Below are 22,292 nucleotides of genomic sequence, written 5' to 3'. Positions count from 1 at the left end.
TCGACTGTTCAGACAGAATATCGAGCGCTTCAGGGGGGATACTTGCCTGTTTCTGATTTGATGGCACACTGTGGCAGGTTTTTTTCTAGCGGATGATTATGGCGATTTATCGGTTGAAGTCGGTGACGGGCAAGACGACCAGCGTACTGGATGCAATGGGATTATGGTCCCGGCATCGGCGCATTGCGGGAGCGATCATGCTGGCCGTCACCATGCTGGCCAGTCTGGCTGGTTGCTCTGACAGTGCCATTAACAGCCCCCATCCCGGAGGTGAAGACGCGGATGACATCGTACTGTATTCCAGTTTCTCCGAACGCCCGAAACACCTTGACCCGGCCCGCTCCTACAGCTCCGACGAAGGCCGCTTTATCGACCAGATCTATGATCCGCCGCTGCAATACCATTATCTGAAGCGCCCATACCAACTGGAAGCCAATACCCTGACTGGCCTGCCCGAGATCGTGTACAGCAATGCCGATGGGGAGCCGGTTGCAGAAGATGCCGAGGATCTGGCGTTCAGTACCTATGTGTTTACCCTCAAGCCGGGTATTTATTATCAGCCGCACCCGGCGTTTGCCCGGAATGCCGATGGCACGCCGCGGTACCGGTTTGAGACGGCCGCCGACAGCGCCGGTTTTCTCGGGCTGGATGATTTTGATCAGCACGATAGCCGTGAACTGGTTGCCGCCGATTACATCTATCAGATCAAGCGGCTGGCTGACCCTGCCAATCTATCCCCGATTCGGGGATTGCTGGCGGAGTACATTGTCGGCATGGCCGATTTTGCCGATACCGTGACTGCTGCCCGGCAGCAACTGGCCGACAGTGACGAGCGTTATCAACAAACCGGCTGGCTGAACCTGGATAATTACCCGTTATCCGGCGTCGAGCAGCTGGGTGATTACCAGTTCAGCGTGCGCCTGAATGGCAAATACCCGCAGTTCAAATACTGGCTGGCGATGCACTTTTTTGCGCCGCTGCCAGCCTTGGTGGACGAGTTCTATCACCAGCCCGGCCTGGCCGACCGTAATATTGTGCTGGACTGGTATCCGGTGGGTACCGGGCCATTCATGATGACCAAAAACGATCCTAACGAAGCCATTATCCTGCAGCGTAACCCCAATTACCGCGACGACTTTTATCCCGCCGAAGGTGAGCCCGGTGACGCAGCAGCCGGATTGCTGGATGCCGCCGGTGCTCGCTTGCCATTGATTGACAAGGCGGTGTACCGGCTGGAAAAAGAATCGATCCCGCTATGGACCAAATTCTTGCAGGGCTATTACGATCGCTCTGGCATTGCCAGCGACAGTTTTGACCAGGCAATCTCAATCGGTGCTGCGGGCATCCATCTGAGTCAGGAAATGCAGGATATGGGTATCAGGATGGAAATCGAAGTGGTGCCCGGTACCTATTATCTGGCCTTTAATATGCTGGACCCTGTGGTGGGTGGTTTGCCTTCGCCGGATACTGCTGGTGCTGACATGAATACGGCTCCTGATCCGCTGCAGCAGGAGCGGGCGCGGGCGCGTAAATTACGTCAGGCCATTGCTATTGCCTACAACCAGGAAGAGGCCATTTCCATTTTTGCCAATGGCCGTGGTGAAGTGGCACAAAGCCCGATTTCTCCCGGGATTTTTGGTTATCAGTCGGGGCCACAAGGGATGAATCCCTATGTTTTCGACTGGGACGCCAACGCTCGTTTGACTGGCTCCAAAACGGCCGGTGCACCGGTACGCAAATCACTGGATGAAGCCCGGCGTTTGCTGGCCGAAGCCGGTTATCCTGGCGGTCGTGATGCCGTTACCGGTGAGCCGCTGGTACTGAATCTGGATACCCCCAGTGGTGGGGGGAGTGCCAGTGCCATGCAAATCTGGATGATCAAGCAGTTCAAGAAACTGGGTATCCAGCTCAATATCCGCGGTACTGATTACAACCGCTTCAAGGAAAAAATGCGCTCGGGTAATGCCCAGTTGTTCCAGTGGGGCTGGATCGCCGATTACCCGGATGCGGAAAACTTCCTGTTCCTGTTATACAGCGCCAATGGCCAGGTAGTGACTGGCGGTGCCGGGGTGAACTCCAGCAACTATGCCAACGCCGATTACGACCGCTTGTTCGAAGCGATGAAACTGATGCCGGATTCTCCCGAGCGTATGACCATTATCAAGCAAATGCTGGCGATTTATCATCACGATGCGCCCTGGGCGTCAGGCTGGCATCCCCACTCCTATGTGCTGAACAATCCCTGGGTGAAGAACACCAAGGCTCACGGCATCAGTAAGGCAGTACTGAAATATTACGGCATTGATAATGCTGAACGGCAACAGGCCCGGGCAGAGCGTAACCGGCCGGTGTGGTGGCCGTTGATGCTGGTGGCGGCTTTGGTCGTGCTGTTAATGATCCCCGGTTATCGTGCTTATCAGCGGCGGCAACAGGCTCGAGTGATAACCGGATCGCGGGCGACTACCGGAGGGCAACACTGATGCTGGCTTATATTATCCGCCGTTTGCTGTATGCCGTGCCGATTCTGGTTGGGGTGAACGTACTGACCTTTGCGCTGTTTTTTGTGGTCAACTCTCCCGACCAGATGGCACTGGTGCAACTGGGCGACAAACATATTGATCCACAGGCGGTGGAGCAGTGGAAAGTACAACGGGGGTATGACAAACCGCTGTTTATAAACGATCGGGACGACAGTCAGGGATTGCTGACGGATACCATTTTCTTTGATAAATCGATGCGCCTGTTTGTGCTGGATTTTGGTAAATCCGACGAAGGCCGTGCCATTGGTGATGATATCCAGCAGCGCATGTGGCCCAGCCTGGCGGTGGCGTTGCCGACCTTTATCGTCGGGCTGACGGTGAATATCGCCTTTGCGCTGTTTGTAGTGATGTTTCGCGCCAGCCTGTTTGATACTGCAGCGATGGTGGCCTGTGTGGTGCTGATGTCGATTTCCGGGGTGTTTTACGTATTTGCCGGGCAGTACTTTTTTGCCAAAACCTGGAATCTGGTGCCGATCTCCGGTTATCTGGCGGGCATCGACGCTGTTCGTTTCCTGATATTACCGGTGATTATCGGGGTGATCAGTGGTATCGGCGGCGGTACGCGTTTGTACCGCACCCTGTTTCTGGAAGAAGCCAACAAGGATTATGTGCGTACTGCCCGAGCCAAGGGGGTGCCTGAACTGACCGTGTTGTTCCGGCATATTTTGCCCAACGGCCTGATTCCGATTCTGACCAGTGTGGTGGTGGTGATTCCGTCGCTATTTATGGGCAGCCTGCTGACCGAGTCGTTTTTTGGTATCCCCGGCCTGGGCAGCTATACCCTGGATGCCATTCAGGCGCAGGATTTTGCCATTGTGCGCAGTATGGTATTTCTGGGATCGGTGCTTTATATCATCGGTCTGATTCTGACCGATATCTCCTATACCCTGGTTGATCCACGCGTGAGGTTGTCGTAATGCTGGCTGTTCAACCGGTTGTTTTGCTGAGTGATTTATTGATTTTTGCCCTGGTGGCTGCACTGATACTGTTTTTTGTGCAGTTGGCCAGGGACCCTCTGGCCAGAGGGCGCTGGCGTTCGGTGTTTGTATCCCGTATCGGGTCGGCGGCGTTTCTGGTGATTTTGTTTTATGTCCTGATGGCCTTGCTGGATTCATTACATTACCGCGAGCCATTACCCGCCATTGCTACGTCCGGGTCTGTTGCAGAGCCGGCTTCGGAAACCATGACCGAGCCAGTGGTGCACTACAGCCAGGAAGTTAAAAGTGTCCTGGATGCGGTGCTGGCAGGGTTACACGGACAGGATGAAACCACCTATTCCGAACCGTTTTCGATTTACTCGTTTGCCCGTGAAAACCAGACCTCGGACGACGGCAACGTCGTGCGGGCGTTTCCTCGGCTGGCCCATGCGGGCAGTCACTTGCAAGAGGGTGACAGTGTTGCGGCCGATGTATGGCAGCGCTCTCTCAAGTCTGTTCTGACGGGGGTGGCAATAATGGCTGCCCTGGTGATCCTGCATTGGCAATGGCGTTTACGCTGCACGGCACAGGGCTGTGGCCTAAAGAGTGACGACATGGGGGCTGTGCTGCCATGGAAAACAATTTATATCACCCTGGGAGTGCTGGTCGTAGGCGCTTGCTGGGTGCTGGAGCTGGGCCAGTATTACCATATTCTTGGCACCGACAAGGTTGGCCAGGATGTGTTGTATCAGGGATTGAAAGCCATTCGGACTGGGGTTCTGATTGGCACATTGGCTACTCTGTTGACCTTGCCACTGGCGATTTTGCTGGGTATTTCGGCTGGTTATTTCCGCGGTTGGGTGGATGATCTGGTGCAGTATGTGTACACCACCCTGAGTTCGATTCCGGGCATTTTGCTGATCGCGGCTTCGGTGCTGTTGATTGATGTGTATATCGAAACCCATCCCGAACAGTTCCAGCTCACCACGGAACGGGCAGATTTCAAGTTCCTGGCGTTGTGTTTCATTCTTGGCATGACCAGCTGGACCGGGCTGTGTCGCTTGTTGCGGGCCGAAACCCTGAAGGTCAGCCAGCTGGATTATGTGCAGGCGGCGCGGGCCTTCGGGGTGCGGCATGGCCGTATTATCGGCCGTCATATCCTGCCCAATGTGACCCATCTGATTCTGATTGCGTTGGTGCTCGACTTCAGCGGGTTTGTACTGGCTGAAGCGGTGCTGTCCTATATTGGGGTCGGGGTTGATCCGTCGATGGCCAGCTGGGGCAATATGATTAACGAAGCCCGGGCAGAATTGTCCCGTGAGCCAGTGGTGTGGTGGTCGGTGGCAGCCGCGTTTGTGTTGATGTTTATTCTGGTTTTGGCCGCTAACCTGTTCGCCGACAAGGTTCGTGATGCATTTGACCCCCGGTCGGCAGGGTAGTGGCAATGTCATTGTTAACTGTACGTGATCTGACGATCGAATTACCTGCCTTGGTCAATGCCCGGCAAGCCCAGCGGCAGCCGATGGTCAACGGGATTTCCTTTAGCATTGACGCCGGTGAAATCCTGGCGCTGGTCGGGGAAAGTGGCTCCGGCAAATCGCTGACGGCACTGGCCATTTTACGATTGTTGCCCGATACCCTGAGTATCACCGGCGGTGTGATTGAGCTGGCTGGCGATAATCTGTTTGAACGGACCGAACGGCAGATGAATGCGGTTCGGGGTTATCGCGCAGCGATGATTTTTCAGGAGCCGCAAAGTGCGCTGAATCCGGTACAAACCCTGTTGCAACAGATTGGTGAAGTACTGGTTTTACACAAGGGTCTGACCGGTGCGGCGCTAAAAACAGCGGTTATCAATCTGTTGGAAGAAGTTGGTATTCCTGACCCTCGCCAGCGTCTGAGCTGGTATCCGCATCAGTTGTCCGGCGGTCAGAAGCAGCGAGTAATGATCGCCATGGCTCTGGCCTGTGAGCCGGAGCTGCTGGTAGCGGATGAACCGACCACTGCACTGGATGTCACCATCCAGAAGCAGATTCTGGATTTGCTGAACCAGATCCGTCGCGCCCGGAAACTGGGGGTCTTGCTGATTACTCACGATATGGGTGTGGTGTCGGAAATGGCCGACCGGGTGGCGGTGATGCGCCATGGTGAGATTCTGGAATACCGTCCTGGTGATGAGTTCTTCGTGTCGCCGCAACACGAATACAGTCGCCAGCTGATTCACTCGTTGCCACGGCGTGACTTCCGACAGCCATTGACCACCCCCGAGCCGTTGCTGACGGTGGAGGGGTTGAAGGTCTGGTTTCCACAGCGCCATGGTGTGCTGCAGCGGGTGGTAGGCCATACCCGCGCAGTGGATGGCGTATCATTCCAGATCCATAAAGGTGAAACCCTGGCACTGGTGGGAGAATCCGGTTCCGGCAAATCGACGGTAGGTCGGGCCATTCTGGCTCTGGAACCTCTGTATGCGGGGTGTATCACTTTCGACGGCCAGCGGATTGACCAGCTGAGCCAGGCTGAATTTCGTGCTTACCGCAAACGTATTCAAGTGATTTTCCAGGACCCGTTTTCTTCCATGAATCCGCGTATGACCATTCGTGAGATTCTTGCCGAAGGCATGATCAGTCTGGGCCTGGCCGATGACCATCAACAGCGTGAAGCCAAGCTGCAAACACTGTTGCTGCGGGTTGGTATGGCGGTGGAGCACCTCGACCGCTATCCCCATGAATTTTCCGGGGGCCAGCGTCAGCGAATCGCCATTGCCCGGGCGATTGCAGTCGAGCCTGATCTGATTATCTGTGATGAACCCACCAGTGCGCTGGATGTCAGTATCCGCGGTCAGGTATTGGCGTTGCTGCAGGAGCTGCAGCAAGAAATGGGGTTGAGCTATCTGTTTATTACCCACGACCTGTCGATTATTCCACATCTGGCTCATCGGGTGGCGGTGATGAGTCAGGGGGTCCTGGTTGAGCAAGGGGAGTGCGCCAGCGTGATGAACCAGCCTCAAGACTCTTATACTCAGGCTCTGCTGGCAGCGGCACCGGTTATATGTACGGGTTTATAATCACGACCTTGTTTCTCGGTGTGATTGTCACCATTTAGAGCACCAGAACGCATTTCTTTATTTTTGGCGGTGTAAACCGTCTGACCGATTCAGGAGTTTGTTGTGTCCCAACTGACCCAAGCCCAGGTAGAACAAGCCCTGGCGAGCTACATCGACCCATATTTGGAAATGGATCTGGTATCTGCCGGTGCCTTGCAGTCTGTCCAGATTAACGGCGGCAACGTCACGGTGGTGCTGGAACTGGATTATCCGTCGGAATTTCTCAGCGGCGGTGTGACGCAACTGTTAACGACCGCACTGGAAAACCTCGATGGTTGTGATGACGCCAATGTCACATTGGGCTGGCATGTGGAAGCTCACAAGAGCCATGATGGTGGTGAATCCCTGGCTGCGGTAAAAAACATCGTCGCGATTTCATCCGGCAAAGGCGGTGTGGGGAAATCCACGACGGCAGTCAATCTGGCGATTGCCCTGGCTCAGGACGGTGCCAAAGTCGGTCTGCTGGATGCGGATATTTATGGCCCGAGCCAGGGCATCATGCTTGGTGTTGCCGATGGCACACGACCGGACACCATTGATAACAAGTGGTTTGTGCCAGTAGAAGCCCATGGTATCAAAACCATGTCGATGGCCTATCTGGTGACAGAACAAACACCGATGGTGTGGCGTGGCCCTATGGTAGCGGGGGCATTGACCCAGATTCTGACCCAGACCCAATGGGGCGAACTGGATTATTTACTGATCGATATGCCACCGGGAACCGGTGATATCCAGCTTACCCTGAGCCAGAAATACCCGGTGTCGGGTTCGGTAATTGTTACGACTCCACAAGACATTGCCCTGGCCGATGCCAAAAAAGGCGTGGAAATGTTCCGTAAGGTGGGGATTCCGGTGCTGGGCATGATCGAAAACATGAGCATGCACATTTGCTCCAACTGTGGTCATGCAGAACATATCTTTGGCCAGGATGGCGCCGAACGTCTGGCGACGACCTACCACACCAAGGTGCTGGGTTCCTTGCCGCTGGCGACCTATATCCGGGAACAATCGGATGCTGGTGTGCCGGTGGTGGCCGCTGATGAGAGTTCGGAAGTGGCGATGATGTATCGTCATGCTGCCCGTCGTCTGGCGGTAGCACTGGCTCGTGGTGGTGAAGCAGCGGAAGCGATGCCGGAAATCAGTATCTCCGAAGATTAAGGTTCCAGAAAATATGATACCTGATACCTGATACCTGATACCTGATACGTCAGGTGTCGGGCCATGACCCCAATAACGTCGTGCTCGCGGCGTTATATCAAACTCCCGATTGGCCATTTTGATAAGCCATATTTCCGTGGTACGGCATATATTGTCGTTACTGGCGGCTGTCTCACCAGTGTGAAAAAAGCAACCTTTTTCCAGACGATTGTACCTATCAGTTTATAGATACCGGATCGTGCCAGTATCGTATGTCCCCTATTGTGGCTGAAGGGCTGGCTCACTTCCGGGTTAATAACTGATCACTCTTGATATAGGCGGGTTTGACTGCCGACGGCGATATGATAAAGAGCCTCCGGTTACTGTCTTCAAAGGCGTTGATTTCAGCCAGGTTTTTACTGTTTTTTGCAGGATTGGGATAACCGTAATAGTTCCCCATGTGTATTATATGCGCTGGTTTGGTGCTTTTTGAGGGTCTTTGTGCTACGCGGTGGTGATGGCATGGAGACCAGAGCACATTGGTATTATTGTTTTGGCGTTTGGGCTGTTTGGTCATGGGAACGTCACGCTCCGGGTATTTATTGACGGTAATTTTTTGTAGAGTCCGTTGCTAATGTACCGGGTGTTATATGGAGATACACATGGATTACCTGATTGTTGGTCTTGGAGGCGGCATTCTGCTTGCTGTGGGCGTGATTGTCTGGATGATTTCTTCCAGAAAAGGGTCAGCCAGTCATTTTTCTTATGCAGCCGCAGGGCCGGTTCTGTCATCTGTAGAGCTGGATTTTTATCGGGCTTTACAGTCTGCATACGACAATACGGCACTGATTTTATGTAAAGTCCGGGCCGCGGATATTATTCAGCCAGAAGAAGGGCTGAAGCAGGACGTAAGCCAGGCTCTGCTCGAACGTATTGCACCCAATGAGTTCGATTTTGTCTTGTGTGACCCAGACAATTTGTCTGTACGTTGTGTCATTCGGCTGGATCATGGTGAATCAGATAAAGAGCGGCGGCAAAATAACGAGCTGCTGGTCTCTGCTTGCCAGTCCGCTGCTGTCAACATGCGCCTGGTGGACGTTCAGCAATCCTTGTCGGTTGAGGAACTGAGAGCGCTGGAAAGCCCGCTTTCTGAACAGACGGAAGTGGCTCCTGAGACGGCCGAGGCTGCCGATCCGGCGTTGGTTGGTAATACCGATCATGACCATACGGTAACCGAGCCTCAGAAGAGCGAGCAGGCGCCGCTGTCTCCGGTCTTGCCTGAAACCAATTTGATGCCAGAAGCTGCGGCTCCGCAACATGAAGAAGAAGATCCTTTCTCTTTGTCTTCCCTGATCTCTGATCCGGTACCAGAAGAAACCGGCTCGGACTTTGACAGCGATATTGCCTCATGGGGCAGTGAAGAAAGCTCTGACAGTGTGTTGGCTTCCGGTATCGAGGATACACCCGCAGCGGCAGCAGCAGAACCTGCACCAGCAGCCCCGGAACCGGCAGTTGTAACACCGGCAGCAGAGGCAGAGGCGGTAGCGGCAGCACCATCCCCGGCACCTGTGGTGCCAGAACCCGCTGCAACACCAGAAGCTGTTGTTGAGGCAGACACTTCTCATCATCAGCACATACCACGGCCAGCTGCCAAGCCTCTGCATGCTGTTACCGAACCACATTGTCCCCGTTGCCATGCGCCCCTGGTGCAACACACGCCAAAATCCGGCAAATTGGTGGGTCAGTTGTTGTGGATCTGTAGCACCTTTCCGGAATGTCGTTATGCCGCGCCTTTTGATGCCCATGATGAACCACAGCTGAATCGCGGCACGGGCTGATCCGGCCGCCTCATGCACTGCTCTGGCGGGAATTTTACAGCGTAAAGAAAGCGACTCTTTTGGTAATCTCTTTGGCAATGTCGCGCAATCGTGCCATAGAGAGGAACAAATTGTGCTTTCTGCTATGATAATTAGCTATCTGTCTGTTCATTGACGGTCACTGTTATCGGGTATGCCTGGTTTGGCAAGATTGCAGTGATTCTGGTCTCTTGTTCTTTGGACAATCACTATCATTTCCGCTGTCAGTCATGAGGTTTCAGGATTATGGATGTACTCGAGATATTGGTGTTATTGATCGCTTTGGTACTCATTGCCTTGATTGTGGCAGTGGTGCTGGTATCGGTTCAGGCACTGGCATCCAGCAAACGCGCCAAGGCTTCCCAAGCCAAGCCCAGTCCAGCTGCAGAACCTGAGGCAACCGAGCCAGCTTCAATCGGATCGGTTATGGATCTTATCTCTCCACCTCCTGTGGGTCCGGTAACCACGTCCAACGATACTGCCGCGCCTGTGGATAAGGATGAGGATGAAATTCTGGATGAAGAGATCGAGCTTGATGTACCACCAACGATCGAAGAGCTGTTATCGAAAGCCGGCCCGGCCCCGGTGAATAACGAGCCTGCCGAGGTTGAGCCAAAAGCGGAGAGTCCTGCTCCTGCCAAACAGCCAGACCCCCGCAGCACTGAAGAGAAACGTCCCGCGGCTCCTGTTGCTCCCGTGGAGCGAGCCACTATTCCGGAGGATACGCTGCGGCGACCACTGGAAGAAATCAAGCTGGCAACACCAGCCCGTCGTAATGATGATAACTACCCCTATATGGCTGGTGGCCCGCTGCTGACACCGCTGGAACGTCTGTTTTATGGTGATCTCAAAACATCGATTTCGGATAACACCGAGATTTTTTGTAAGGTTCGAGCATCCGATATTCTGAATCCCAGATCCGACCTGAGCCTTGAAGATTCTTATTTTGCTGCCGACCAGCTAGCGACCCAGCGCTTCGATTTTGTCTTGTGTGATGCCCGCGATTTTTCAGTAATTGGTGTTATCGAACTGGATGGTATGGGCGAACGTGAAGGGCTGCGCAAGATTCAGCGCGAGATATTACGCAAGTCGGCAGAATCGGCTAATTTGCCGGTCTTGCTGGTGGATATGAAGCGTGGTTATACCATCAGGGAAATACGGGAACAGGTGAATTATTTGCTGCCCAGGGATAGCGGTGGTTATGAAGGAACAATTGAACATGAAGCGGTTGATGATACGCCTGATATCTATCAGGAGGAGGAAGAAATCACCGTGACACTGGCGGATAACGGCGTGTCTGAGGAGCCGGACAGCGCCCCTGATTCCAGTGTGGACAGCGGCGATGATGAGCAAGAGACTGTGGCGGTTACTGCTGCAACAGAAGCTGTTGCTGAGACTCCTGTGTCTCCTGTTGCTGCTCCCGGGAATGACACGTCGTCGGCTCCTGCGGCAGAGACAGAGACAGCACATAAAAATGTCTGTCCTCGTTGTCAGTCACCCCTGAAACTATCATTGGCGACAACGGGTGAATTTGCTGGCCAGTACTTCTGGATTTGTACCAAATTACCTGAATGCCCTTACGTTGCACCGATTTCGCCGCCGCAATAAACCGTCCGTAACACCTGTTATCAACCCCTGGCCACACCGGCGCCTTTGTCTTTCAGTCGTGAACCAGTTCACCGTGACCTGAGAGACGACGGCCCGGCTTCCAGCAAGGTTATGCCCGACTCTATGGCCGTTATCGCTGGTGCTGGACTGGTTGTTTAATCTGATGTCAGCCGCCTCGGTCAACCAGGCTTGTACTGTTGTATTGCGGTGGTATGGATTCCGCCACATCATGATTACCACAACAATATCTTCGACTGTTTTGTATTACGAGGTTGAACTTATGCCTGTTCCTGAATCGTCAGAGCCGGGTCGTCGCCAGGTTGCCAATCCGGTATTACGTTGGTGCTTGCTGGCGGTGGGGTGGGTGGCTGTGGCGTTGGGAACTGTCGGGATCTTTCTGCCGGTGTTGCCGACCACACCTTTCTTGTTACTGGCTGCCGCCTGTTTTGTGCGCAGTTCGCCGGGTTTTTATCATTGGCTGGTCGGGCATCCGAAGCTGGGCAGTTATGTACTGTATTACCTCGACGGCAAGGGAATGCCCAAAAAAGCCAAGATTTATACCCTGTTGCTGATGTGGGCATCGCTGTTGTTGACGGCACTGGTTCTGGTGCCCTCTGTTTGGGTACAAATCACGCTGTCGCTGACCGGCCTGGGAGTGAGTTGGTACATTCTTCGTTTACCCACTTTGACGCTGGTGACAGCGCCACACCAGGGTAGCAATCAATCAAGGTTGGAATAATACCTGGCAACGGGATTTGATGGCTTTTCCTGTGTGCTTGCCGCTATGCTTTGCGCCGCATTTATTGGTTGAGGGGTAACACGTGTTTTTTCTGAAACAGCATGCTGACTGGTTGCTTTTTGTGCTGCTGGTGCTGGTTTTTTTGCTTTGGCCAGAGCTGGATCTTGTGGTCAGCCATTGGTTTTACGATGACGCCTCGGCCAGCTGGCCATATCGGGACAATCCGGTGAATCTGGCCTTGTATGGCTTGTTCCGTTATCTGCCCTATGCCCTGGTGCCTTTGTTGATGATTGGGTTGGGGTTGACCTTCTGGTCTCGTGGTTTGCCCCATAGCCAGAGGAAGGTCTGGTTGTTCCTGTTGCTGACCTTGCTGATTGGCCCCGGCATTCTGGTACACAATGTATTTAAAGAAGGTTTTGAGCGGCCACGGCCAAAGCAGGTAGTGGAATTTGGCGGCAAAAGTGGTTTCAGTCCAGCCTTTGTGATTGCGGATCAGTGCCATGGCAAATGCCGGTCGTTTGTTAGTGGTCACTCGGCGATGGGGTTCTGGCTGATGGTGTTTGCCTGGTGGAGCCGACGTAAAGTCTGGCTGTATCTTGGGGTTGCGGTGGGAGTCAGTGTCAGTGTGGTGAGGATTACCCAGGGCGGGCATTTTCTCAGCGATACGATTTTTGCCGGATTTATTTGTTACTTCATCTATCGGTTGTTCAGCTATTGGTTGCTGGGGCATAGCCGGATTGGCCAACTAGAGTCAACACGGGGTACAGCTTGATCCCCGTTGTCAGTGGACGGTTTAGCCATCACTGGGTCGTTACCAGCCAGCGGTTCTTTTCAATGGTGGCACTGCCAATGCCTCGTACCTGAGCGAGGTCTTCGATGCTGTTGAACGGGCCATTTTCCTGGCGGTAACGCACGATGGCTTCGGCCTTGACGGTGCCTATACCTTGAAGGTGCGTCAGCGCATCGACACTGGCGGTGTTGATATTGATTTTACTGGCCATGGCTGTGGTCGTCGTGGCTTCAACGGCACTGGGCGTGTTTCCAGAGCTATCGTTGACTGCGAGCAGGGCAGCCCCTTGTTTCTGCGGTTGTGGTGGTTGTGCGCCACTGAGGTCGGTAAGGCCGGGGATGCTGAAGGTCGTGGAGAAGGGGTTGCTACTGGCGTCACTGTAGGCGGCGGTGGAGGTGGCCAACAACAGGGCCATGAGCAGGGTTTGCAGGGTTCGCTGGAATGATGAAGTCGTCGGATCGGTTTTAAATGACATCATGTCGACATCTCCTTGATGGGGTGAGATGTCAAACTAGCAATCAACTATCCGGTTTTGAATCCGGCGAAACTCTTATCCGAAGAGCCGCCGGTTCAGTCTAAAGGGCGATTTATCGCTACTTGTCAGCGGCTTTTGTCGTCTTTTTGGGTGAGGCTTTTTTCTTGGTTTCTTCAACCCATTGTCCGTCTTTATACCAGGCTGACCAGCCGGTAGCCTTACCTTCAACTTCCGACATCACGTACTGTTCCTTGCTTTTGCGACTGTAGCGAATGACGGAAGGGTTGTTGTCCTTGTCGGTTCGCGGAGCATCCAGCAGGAAGTGGTACTTTTGTGGCAGTTCCGCCTGATGAGCTAATAACTCTTGTACTTGTGGCGGACGGGTTTCGCGGTTTTTCGGGAACTGGCTGGCGGCAAGGAACAGGCCCGATGCGCCGTCTCGCAATACATAGGTATCGTCGACTTTCAGGCACTTCAGTTCCGGCATGGGGACCGGGTCCATTTTCGGTGGCGCAGCTTCCCCGCTTTTGAGCAACTTGCGGGTGTTTTTACATTCGCTGTTGGTGCAGCCAAAGTATTTGCCAAAGCGGCCAGATTTGAGCTGCATTTCACTGCCGCATTTGTCGCATTCCAGTGTCGGGCCGTCGTATCCCTTGATCTTGAACTGGCCCGTTTCGACTTCAACGCCGACGCAATCCGGGTTGTTGCCGCAAATATGTACCTTGCGCTGTTCATCAAGCAGGTAGCTGTCCATGGCGTTGTCGCAGATCGGGCAGCGACGTTTTTCCATCAGGCGACGGCTTTCTGCTTCTTCGTCTTCATCGGCGGAGATGGCTTCTTCGCCGGGGATCAGGTTCAGCGTCTGGGTGCAGCGTTCCTTGGGCGGCAGTGAGTAGCCGGAGCAGCCGAGGAAGACACCCGTGGAGCCGGTGCGGATCTGCATATGGCGACCACAGGTCGGGCAGGGAATATCGGTATCGACCGGGGTATTCGGACGCATGCCACCGTCTTCACCGGCACTGTCCAGTTTTTTCTGGAAGCCGCCGTAAAAATTATCCAGTACTTCGGTCCAGTTGCTGTCGCCATCGGCAATATGGTCGAGCTTTTCTTCCATGCTGGCGGTAAAGCCAAAATCCATCAGGTCATCGAAGTTTTCGACCAGACGACTGGTGACGATATCGCCCATTTTTTCAGCGTAAAAACGACGGCCCTTGAGGCTGACGTAACCACGTTCCTGAATGGTGGAAATAATCGAGGCGTAGGTGGATGGGCGACCAATACCACGTTTTTCGAGCTCTTTTACCAGGGCGGCTTCAGAGAAGCGCGGCGATGGTTTGGTGAAATGCTGCTTGGGTTCCAGCTCAATCAGATTGAGGTGATCACCTTCGGCCACATCGGGCAGCAAGACGTCATCGTCCTTGCCACCACCGGAGGTCAGTACGCGCAAATGGCCATCAAAGCGGATAACCCGGCCACGGGTTTTTAAATCGAAATCGCCAGCACTGGTGGTAATACTGGAGCTGGTGAATTTGGCATCGGCGGTTTGACAGGCAACAAAACGACGCCAGATCAGATCGTAAAGGCGCTGGGCATCCGGTTCCATGCTGCTGAGGTCGGCGGCCCGCAGGGTGACATCGGAAACCCGGATGGCTTCGTGCGCCTCTTGTGCACCTGCCTTGCTGCTGTAAATACGTGGTTGGTCGGGCAGGTATTGCTCCCCTAACTTGTCCTGGATGTAGTCACGCACACTGGCGACAGCATCCTGACTCAGGTTGGTGGAGTCGGTACGCATATAGGTGATGTAACCGGCTTCGTACAGCCGTTGGGCCAGGGTCATGGTTTTCTTGACGCTGAAGCCCATGCGGGTGCTGGCCGCTTGTTGCAGAGTGGAGGTAATAAATGGCGCTGCCGGCCTGGAGCTGGTGGGCTTGTCTTCACGCTTGCTGACGGCAAAGGGCAATTTGCTCAGCTGGTCGATCAGGGCATGGGTATCGGCGGCATTGGTGGGGCGGAATTCCTTGCCTTGATAGCGAATCAGCTGCGCCCGTAACACTTCACCGCTGTCGGTACTGAGGTTGGCAAAGGCTTCCCAGAATTCTTCTGGAATAAAGGCGCGGATTTCCCGCTCGCGCTCGACAATCAGGCGCACGGCTACCGATTGCACGCGTCCGGCTGACAGGCCGCGGGCAATTTTGCTCCACAGCAGTGGCGACAGCATAAAGCCCACCACGCGATCGAGGAAGCGCCGTGCCTGCTGGGCATTGACGCGGTTCATATTCAGGTCGGAGGGCTGTTCAAAGGCTTTTTGAATGGCTTTTTTGGTGATCTCGTTAAATACCACTCGACGATATTGCTCGTCTTGGCCGCCAATAATCTCACGAAGGTGCCAGGCGATGGCTTCTCCCTCGCGGTCCAAATCCGTCGCCAGATAAATCTGGTCGGCATCCTTGGCCAGGCGTTTGAGTTCGTCGACGACCTTTTCCTTGCCCGGCAAAATCTGGTAGTGGGCTTCCCAACCGTTTTCCGGGTCGATGCCCATGCGGTTGATCAGCTGTTCCTTGGCTTTGCGAGCCTTGTAGATCGCTTTTTTCTCCGGCGACATTTTGCGCGTCAGGGCGGCCTGTTTGGCACGCTCCTTCGGATCGCTTGTTGACGCGGAACCGGATGTAGGCAAATCGCGCACGTGGCCGACGCTGGACTTGACGATAAAGTCCTTACCCAAGTACTTATTGATGGTTTTCGCCTTGGCAGGCGATTCCACAATTACCAGCGATCTGCCCATATTCTCCGTTTTACCCTTAAATACGTGTTAACTCAGCCCAGTTGTGGCGACACTTTATAGGTAGACCCCTGGGTTTGGTCAAGCCTGAAGCAAGGAACTTCTGCACATTCTCTGCCATGAACAGTAAAAAACGAGGTCGTTTTTTACGCAAAATATCAATTTTGGCCAAGTATTTTTAAGTAACTTTTATGAATGATTCGGGGTATCCCCAGTAGGGGGATTTGTTGTTCTGGGTTGATGCTGCGGCTGTGCTGTCAGGCTTATGCTGCCTGACTTGTTGCCGGTTAGTGAGTGCTGGCCAAATACTGATTTCAGGGGCTGCTGACCAGCTTGCCAATTAAGCTATCCGACTCTGGCCAGAGCCTTCTTTAATAAGAGTATGATGGCGGCGACAAATTATTCACTGTGCTGTGGCGTTCAATACGGGTTGATTGACCTTTTGGGGTAACAGCCGATAAGGAATGACTGCTGTGTTTTCTTCTTTGACGGGTTTTGGGGCTGCCCAGAAGTTGCTGTCTTTGTGCCATGATCTGGAGGTGGAACGTTTTCCGCTTCAGGCTGATATCGATACATCCGGTGTGTCTGTGTTGCGGCTGGATCGTATCCATCCGGTGCTGTCGGGTAACAAGCTGTTCAAACTGTTGTGTCACTGGCAGCCCTGGCAGGGCAGTGGCCGTTCCGGTTGGGTAACGCCGGGAGGTGTCTGGTCAAATCATTTGCATGCGGTGGCATTTCTGGGGCAGTGGGCTGGGGTTCGTACAACCGGCCTGGTACGGGGTTATGACGATGTGCCGTTGACGGCAACCTTGCAGGATTGTGTCGATTGGGGCATGCAGCTGGTATTCCAGTCCAGAGTTGATTATCGCCAGCGCTATGACCCGGACTGGCAGCGCCACTGGTCGGCGGCGACTGACAGCTATTTTATCGGCGAGGGTGGGGCCTGGGCGGCATCGACAGAGATGGCGCTGTTGTCAGGGCTTGATGGCGATGACCAGCAAGATCCCGGGGCGCAGGCATTTGCGGCCTTGGCGGCTGTCTGTGCCGGGTATGATCAGGTGTGGCTGGCAGCCGGCAGCGGGACAACAGCCGAGCGCTTGTTGCCAAGGCTGCCCGCTGATGTACATCTGGTGGCGGTGAATACCGTTGCCGATCATGGCGCTCTGGCGCAACGCTGGCAGCGGTTGTTTGCCGGTCGGTCATGGCAGATTGTTGCCAGCAGCATGCGCCGCTTCGGGGCGCAATCCGATGCGTTGCGAGGGCAAATCACCGCCTTTGACCGTCAGGGGTTACCGCTCGACCCGGTGTACGGTGCGCCCCTGGTCGACACCTGGTTACAGCATGCTGCGTTGTGGCAGGGGCAATCCGTTCTGCTGATTCATGGCGGCGGGTTGCAGGGCCGACGGGGGATCGGCCTGGATGTCGATGTGTCTGCTGAGGGCCAGGTCGATCAGGTCCGTCCGTTGGGCCAATGATCTGCAACAATCATCCAGCGTTGCTGCTCTGCCCAGTATGGCTGCAGTGGCCTGACCCGGGCCAGGCAGAGCGGGATATCCAGATAGCGAAAATGGCACTGCAGCAATTGCACGATATCGGCTGCGCTGGCGGCCACTGGAGACAAGACCGGGCTGAGCCATTCATCGCGGGCCAGAATGACCCAATGGCCAGTGCGGATATGTTCTTGCAACTCACTGGCATGACACCAGCGACCTTGCCAGTGGTGAGGATTCACTTCCGCCGGTCGCTGGGCCGTGATGGCAGGATTGGCCGGGTAGAACAGGCACCCACGGAAGACGGCTTCCGACCGGCGTGGAAACCAGCCCCGTGTCGCCAGCAGTGGCTGTGCCTGTGGATGGCGGGCCAGAGGGAGTTGCTGTTCATAGGTGTGGCGCAATTTGTTCGCCAGTCGATCCCGGCGATTGGCACCGATCCAGTCATTGCCAATGCCAAGATAAAACTTTAGGGCCAGTTCAAGGTGCCATTGTTGCTGACCGTTATCGATCAGCAGATCAAGTTCACCGAGGGTACGATCGCGTCCGGCGATCTGGATATTGGCATCCCAGCGCCAGCCGCTGTGCCGTAGCCATTCGTGCCAGAGCGACTCAAACACCAGCCCGAGGCGGCTCTGTTCACTGCGACTGGTGTGGTGCCACTGGGTCGGGCAACCGGCCTGCTGACAGAGGGATTCCAGCCATGGTGGCTGGGATGGTGGCCAGGGGCAGGCCAGTAATGAGGGCGATGTCAGCGCCCAGATCAAATCACGGATGTGTTTGTCTGGCAGTTGGAAAAAGGCGTCTTCGGAGATTTGCATGCGTCAGGTCAACAAGCCTTTTGGTAGTTGCTGTGATATAAATCGCGCACTTCACTCTCCCGACACTGGCAGTATCCATTTGGCAGGATTGGGTGGCATCGCAGCGCCGGTTACAGGCTGCATCGATAACAACGACTTGGGTTAAGGTGATGGAAGAGTTTCGTAATATAGGCCTTATCGGCCGCTTGAACAGTAACAAGGTCATTGAAACCGTCAAGCGATTATCCCGCTTTCTGACCGATGAGGGATATTACGTCATTCTCGACGATCGCATTGCTGAGGTGATTCCGGGCCATAATATGCAGGTCAGCAAGGTCAATTTGCTGGGTGAAATCTGCGACCTGGTGATTGTGGTCGGAGGTGATGGCAGCTTGCTTGGGGCGGCTCGTGCTTTGGCCAAGTACCATATTCCGGTACTGGGTATTAACCGTGGCCGTCTTGGTTTTCTGACCGACATCAGCCCTGGCGACACCATGTGTGACGAAGTGCTTGCGGTTTTGCATGGCGAATACACCAGTGAACTGCGATTTTTGCTGGATGCAGAAGTCAAACGGGATGGTAATCCGATCGGTGGGGCTGCGGCCCTGAATGATGTGGTGTTACACCCGGGCAAGTCGGCTCGCATGATTGCTTTCGACCTGTATATCGAAGGACAGTACGTTTATAACCTGCGGTCAGACGGCTTGATTGTGTCCACTCCGACCGGTTCGACGGCGTATTCGTTATCCGGTGGCGGGCCGATCATGCATCCCAAACTGGATGCCCTGGTACTGGTACCGATGTTTCCACATACCTTGTCGAGTCGGCCTATAGTGGTGGATGGCAAAAGCGAAATCAAAATCCATATTGATGGCGATCTGGATATTTATCCAACGCTCAGCTGTGATGGTCAAACCCATCTTCCATGTGCGCCCGGTGATGTGATTACCATCCGGAAAAAAGCGCACAAGTTTAAATTGATTCACCCCAAAGGGCATAACTTCTACGAGATATGCCGCACCAAATTGGGCTGGAGCAGTAACCTTGGAGACTGAATATGCACCAGGGATATGATCTGATCGGGGATATACATGGCTGTGGCGATACCCTTGTTACCTTGCTGGAGCAAATGGGTTATCGCAAGCAGCATGGCGTTTATCGTCATAATACGCGCAAGGCCGTGTTTGTGGGTGATGTTGTGGATCGTGGCCCTCATATACGACTGGCCTGTGAAGTCGTGCGGAATATGGTCGAGGCCGGTGAAGCAGAAATGCTGATGGGGAATCACGAGTACAACCTGATTACCTACTGTACCAAGGCCCCCGCCGGTATGCGGCAACCGTTTTTGCGTGAACACACACGCCGCAACAGCCATATTGTTGAAGCCACGATGGAGCAATTTGCCCACCATCCGCAAGAGCTGAACGATATGCTCGACTGGTTTCTGGAGCGGCCACTGTTTGCCGAATACGACCATTTTCGGGTTGTACACGCTTGCTGGGACAGCGATATGATCGCCGAATATATCGCCCGCTACGGTGGTAATCAGCTGGATCGCCAGCTGCTGCTGGAATCGGTTGATCCTGCCAGCTTCCTGCACAAGTTCCTTGACCGGATGCTGCGTGGCACCTCGCTGAAGCTGCCACAAGGCCGCTCCATGACCGCTACCGATGGCTTTGTACGGCAATTTTTCCGCACCAAGTTCTGGGAGCATGACCCCCAGCGCTACAGCGATGTCCTGTTTCAGCCCGATCCCTTACCAGAGGATTTACAGCATTCGCTGTTGAGTGAGGCAGAGAAACGCCAGCTGCTGTATTACAGCACGGAAGAAAAACCGCTGTTTTTTGGTCATTACTGGATGTCAGGTATTCCGTCACCCTTGAGTACCAATCTGGCGTGTATCGATTATAGTGCCGTGAAATATGGCCGCCTGGTGGCCTATCGCATGGATACTGAACATCAACTACAGCCCAATAAATTCACCTGGGTCAGAGTGGACAAGAACGAGCGCTGATGGAAGCTTTGCTGGTACTGGTGGCGGATGCGGCGGTTGATCTGTCGCCGCTCACACAACAATTATGGGCGCATCGTATCGCGCACCGGGTGATCATGGTGGAGGGTCAGCAACACCTGTACCTGGCCCATGAGGCTGATATTGCCCAGGTACGGAGCTGGGTCGAGCAGTGGCGGGAAGGCCAGCTGGGCAAACCAGAGGTCGAGACCGGTAAACCCAGGCCGCTGGTGGCGTTTATTCTGACCCTGGCGCAAGTACCGGTGACTCTGGCAATGAGCCTGGTACTGGTACTGATTTTTGGCTGGATGCACATTTCGACCGACTGGTTGGCCTGGGTGCAACCCGGAGATGGCCTGTGGCCGGAGCAGCGGATGCAGCTGGCCACCTATCTGGACATCGGCTTGCTGGCCTGGCTTAAACCGATACTGGTGCATTTTTCGCTGGTCCATTTGGTGTTTAACAGCATGTGGTGGTGGATTCTGGGGCGCAGTATCGAACAGCATGATGGCTCGCGCATGTTGCTACTGTTGACCCTGATCACCGGATTGGTGGGCAACCTGGTGCAGTGGTGGTATGGCGGCCCCGGTTTTGGTGGGCTGTCCGGTGTCACTCTGGGACTGCTGGGTTGGGTCGGCTGGCGGCAATATCAGCGCAAGCTGTCGTACTCCATCCCGGCCATGCTGCTGCCTGTGATGGTGGGCTGGCTGCTGCTGACCATGATGAGTGACAGCCTGCTACCGGGCCTGACCGGTATTGCTCATGGTGCGCACCTGGGTGGCTTGATCGCCGGCATGTTGCTGGCCACGGTGTGGCCGAGCAAGCGACCAGCTGCCCCCGATACGTAAATTGTTTGGAGATAAAACGATGACATTACAAGATCTGATCCAGTCACTGACCCCGGCCGTCTATGAAAACCTCAAAAACGCCGTGGCGCTGGGCAAATGGCCCAATGGCACCGCGTTGCAGGAAGGCCAGCGCGAACTGTGTATGGAAGCCATTCTGCACTATGAAATTACCCATCAGGTACCGGCCGAACAACGGGTAGGTTATGTCGGTGGCGCCTGTGCCAGTGGCAACGTTGAGACCATTGGCCGTGATGATGACGTTCAGCCATTGACGCTGCAGTAAGCCCATGACCGACCGTTACCAGGGTGCGCTCAGCAAAATGGCCGCGACGGCTGCGGCTGATGGACAAGTGGCTTACCGCTTGTCACTGGGGCGTGACCAGATCGATATGAATGCCCTGATCGGCCAGCGTGTGGCATTGAGCTGGCAAGGTGCCATTCACTGTTGTGCCTGTGGCCGCAGCACCCGGAAAAGTTTCAGCCAGGGGTATTGTTATCCCTGTTTCAGCAAACTGGCCCAGTGCGACCGCTGCATGATGAGCCCGGAAACCTGTCATTTTCATCTGGGTACCTGCCGCGAGCCGGACTGGGCAGAACAGGTATGTTTTCAGCCTCATTATGTTTACCTGGCCAACTCGTCCGGCATCAAGGTCGGTATTACCCGTGCCGGTCAGCTGCCCACCCGCTGGCTGGATCAGGGGGCCGTACAGGGCATGGCCATTGCCAGAGTTGCCAGCCGTCGTGTGTCCGGAATGCTGGAAGACCTGCTGCGTCAACGGGTTGCCGACAAAACCAACTGGCGGACGATGCTGAAAGGCCAGAACCCGTTACTCGACCTGGGCGCCGCCCGGGATGGCTTGCTGGCCGAGCTCGACGACCCGATTCGCGCACTGACCGACCAGTTGGGCGACGATGCCATTGAATGGTTACCCGCCAGTCGTACTGTGTCGCACAGTTTTCATTACCCTGTGCTGGAATACCCCACCAAGGTAACCAGCCACAACCTGGACAAGACACCAGAGCTGCAAGGGCGGCTACTTGGTATCAAGGGGCAGTATCTGATGCTGGATAGTGGCGTCATCAATCTGCGCAAATACACCAGTTATCAGGTCACTCTGACTCATATTGATGCGATCTGATTAATACGCCCGCCTGATCACAAGGCCTTTCATGATTCGATGGCCAGGGCGGCGGAGTGA

General features: G+C 54.6%; 18 protein-coding genes. 15 read left to right on the top strand and 3 right to left on the bottom strand.

Annotated elements, in window-relative coordinates; genetic code table 11:
* The first annotated feature begins 98 nt into the window (after positions 1-98).
* From Q8W22_RS00905 to Q8W22_RS00865, 9 genes are all read left to right on the top strand, one after another.
* Entirely contained in the window at positions 99-2,480 is a 2,382-nt protein-coding gene (locus tag Q8W22_RS00905; RefSeq protein WP_305451360.1) for an ABC transporter substrate-binding protein, read from the top strand.
* Complete coding sequence (locus Q8W22_RS00900; RefSeq protein WP_303434663.1) at positions 2,480-3,457, top strand: ABC transporter permease; 978 nt, start codon at positions 2,480-2,482, stop codon at positions 3,455-3,457. Before Q8W22_RS00905 ends, Q8W22_RS00900 begins: the two co-directional genes overlap by 1 nt.
* A complete protein-coding gene (locus tag Q8W22_RS00895; protein ID WP_303434662.1) occupies positions 3,457-4,896 on the top strand; it encodes an ABC transporter permease in 1,440 nt (479 codons plus the stop codon). The genes Q8W22_RS00900 and Q8W22_RS00895 overlap by 1 nt, the downstream gene beginning before the upstream one ends.
* 5 nt (positions 4,897-4,901) lie before the next feature.
* Positions 4,902-6,521 carry an ABC transporter ATP-binding protein gene (locus Q8W22_RS00890; RefSeq protein WP_305451359.1) on the top strand — a complete coding sequence of 540 codons (1,620 nt, stop codon included), beginning with the start codon at positions 4,902-4,904 and terminating at the stop codon, positions 6,519-6,521.
* A gap of 102 nt (positions 6,522-6,623) precedes the next feature.
* Positions 6,624-7,718, top strand: coding sequence for an iron-sulfur cluster carrier protein ApbC (apbC, locus tag Q8W22_RS00885; protein ID WP_305451358.1), 1,095 nt, complete (start codon positions 6,624-6,626; stop codon positions 7,716-7,718).
* A gap of 641 nt (positions 7,719-8,359) precedes the next feature.
* On the top strand, positions 8,360-9,535 hold the full coding sequence (locus Q8W22_RS00880; RefSeq protein WP_305451357.1) for a DUF2726 domain-containing protein: 1,176 nt from the start codon (positions 8,360-8,362) through the stop codon (positions 9,533-9,535).
* A gap of 264 nt (positions 9,536-9,799) precedes the next feature.
* Positions 9,800-11,161 (top strand): DUF2726 domain-containing protein, encoded by a 1,362-nt coding sequence (locus Q8W22_RS00875; protein WP_305451356.1) that lies wholly within the window; start codon positions 9,800-9,802, stop codon positions 11,159-11,161.
* A gap of 280 nt (positions 11,162-11,441) precedes the next feature.
* Positions 11,442-11,900 (top strand): YbaN family protein, encoded by a 459-nt coding sequence (locus tag Q8W22_RS00870; RefSeq protein ID WP_305451355.1) that lies wholly within the window; start codon positions 11,442-11,444, stop codon positions 11,898-11,900.
* 82 nt (positions 11,901-11,982) lie between these two features.
* Positions 11,983-12,672: a phosphatase PAP2 family protein gene (locus tag Q8W22_RS00865; RefSeq protein WP_305451354.1), complete on the top strand. Its 690-nt coding sequence runs from the start codon at positions 11,983-11,985 to the stop codon at positions 12,670-12,672.
* 28 nt (positions 12,673-12,700) lie between these two features.
* Here Q8W22_RS00865 and Q8W22_RS00860 read toward each other — a convergent pair whose 3' ends face one another.
* A complete protein-coding gene (locus Q8W22_RS00860; RefSeq protein WP_370694155.1) occupies positions 12,701-13,168 on the bottom strand; it encodes a ComEA family DNA-binding protein in 468 nt (155 codons plus the stop codon).
* A 115-nt stretch (positions 13,169-13,283) separates the two neighbouring features.
* Positions 13,284-15,947: a type I DNA topoisomerase gene (topA, locus tag Q8W22_RS00855; RefSeq protein ID WP_303434655.1), complete on the bottom strand. Its 2,664-nt coding sequence runs from the start codon at positions 15,945-15,947 to the stop codon at positions 13,284-13,286.
* Between the two features lie 470 nt (positions 15,948-16,417).
* On the opposite strand from topA, the gene Q8W22_RS00850 reads away from it, so the two are divergent.
* Positions 16,418-17,419, top strand: coding sequence for a hypothetical protein (locus Q8W22_RS00850; RefSeq protein ID WP_305451353.1), 1,002 nt, complete (start codon positions 16,418-16,420; stop codon positions 17,417-17,419).
* On the opposite strand, the gene Q8W22_RS00845 is transcribed toward Q8W22_RS00850, so the two are convergent.
* Positions 17,395-18,255 (bottom strand): DUF1853 family protein, encoded by an 861-nt coding sequence (locus tag Q8W22_RS00845; protein WP_305451352.1) that lies wholly within the window; start codon positions 18,253-18,255, stop codon positions 17,395-17,397. The two genes, Q8W22_RS00850 and Q8W22_RS00845, sit on opposite strands and share 25 nt — an antisense overlap.
* A 149-nt stretch (positions 18,256-18,404) precedes the next feature.
* Here Q8W22_RS00845 and Q8W22_RS00840 point away from each other — a divergent pair, with 149 nt between their 5' ends.
* From Q8W22_RS00840 to Q8W22_RS00820, 5 genes are read left to right on the top strand one after another with little or no spacing between them, the layout of a single operon-like run.
* Positions 18,405-19,289: an NAD(+) kinase gene (locus tag Q8W22_RS00840; protein WP_303434652.1), complete on the top strand. Its 885-nt coding sequence runs from the start codon at positions 18,405-18,407 to the stop codon at positions 19,287-19,289.
* A gap of 2 nt (positions 19,290-19,291) precedes the next feature.
* Complete coding sequence (locus Q8W22_RS00835; RefSeq protein WP_303434651.1) at positions 19,292-20,248, top strand: metallophosphoesterase; 957 nt, start codon at positions 19,292-19,294, stop codon at positions 20,246-20,248.
* Positions 20,248-21,093 carry a rhomboid family intramembrane serine protease gene (locus Q8W22_RS00830; RefSeq protein ID WP_305451351.1) on the top strand — a complete coding sequence of 282 codons (846 nt, stop codon included), beginning with the start codon at positions 20,248-20,250 and terminating at the stop codon, positions 21,091-21,093. Before Q8W22_RS00835 ends, Q8W22_RS00830 begins: the two co-directional genes overlap by 1 nt.
* Positions 21,094-21,112: 19 nt before the next feature.
* Positions 21,113-21,376, top strand: coding sequence for a YeaC family protein (locus Q8W22_RS00825; protein ID WP_303434649.1), 264 nt, complete (start codon positions 21,113-21,115; stop codon positions 21,374-21,376).
* A gap of 4 nt (positions 21,377-21,380) precedes the next feature.
* Positions 21,381-22,232, top strand: coding sequence for a DUF2797 domain-containing protein (locus Q8W22_RS00820; protein ID WP_305451350.1), 852 nt, complete (start codon positions 21,381-21,383; stop codon positions 22,230-22,232).
* Positions 22,233-22,292: the final 60 nt, after the last annotated feature.

It is taken from the genome of Oceanobacter sp. 1_MG-2023 (assembly GCF_030689025.1).
GTDB lineage: Bacteria > Pseudomonadota > Gammaproteobacteria > Pseudomonadales > Oceanobacteraceae > Oceanobacter.
This window is presented reverse-complemented; position numbering and strand designations above follow the sequence as displayed.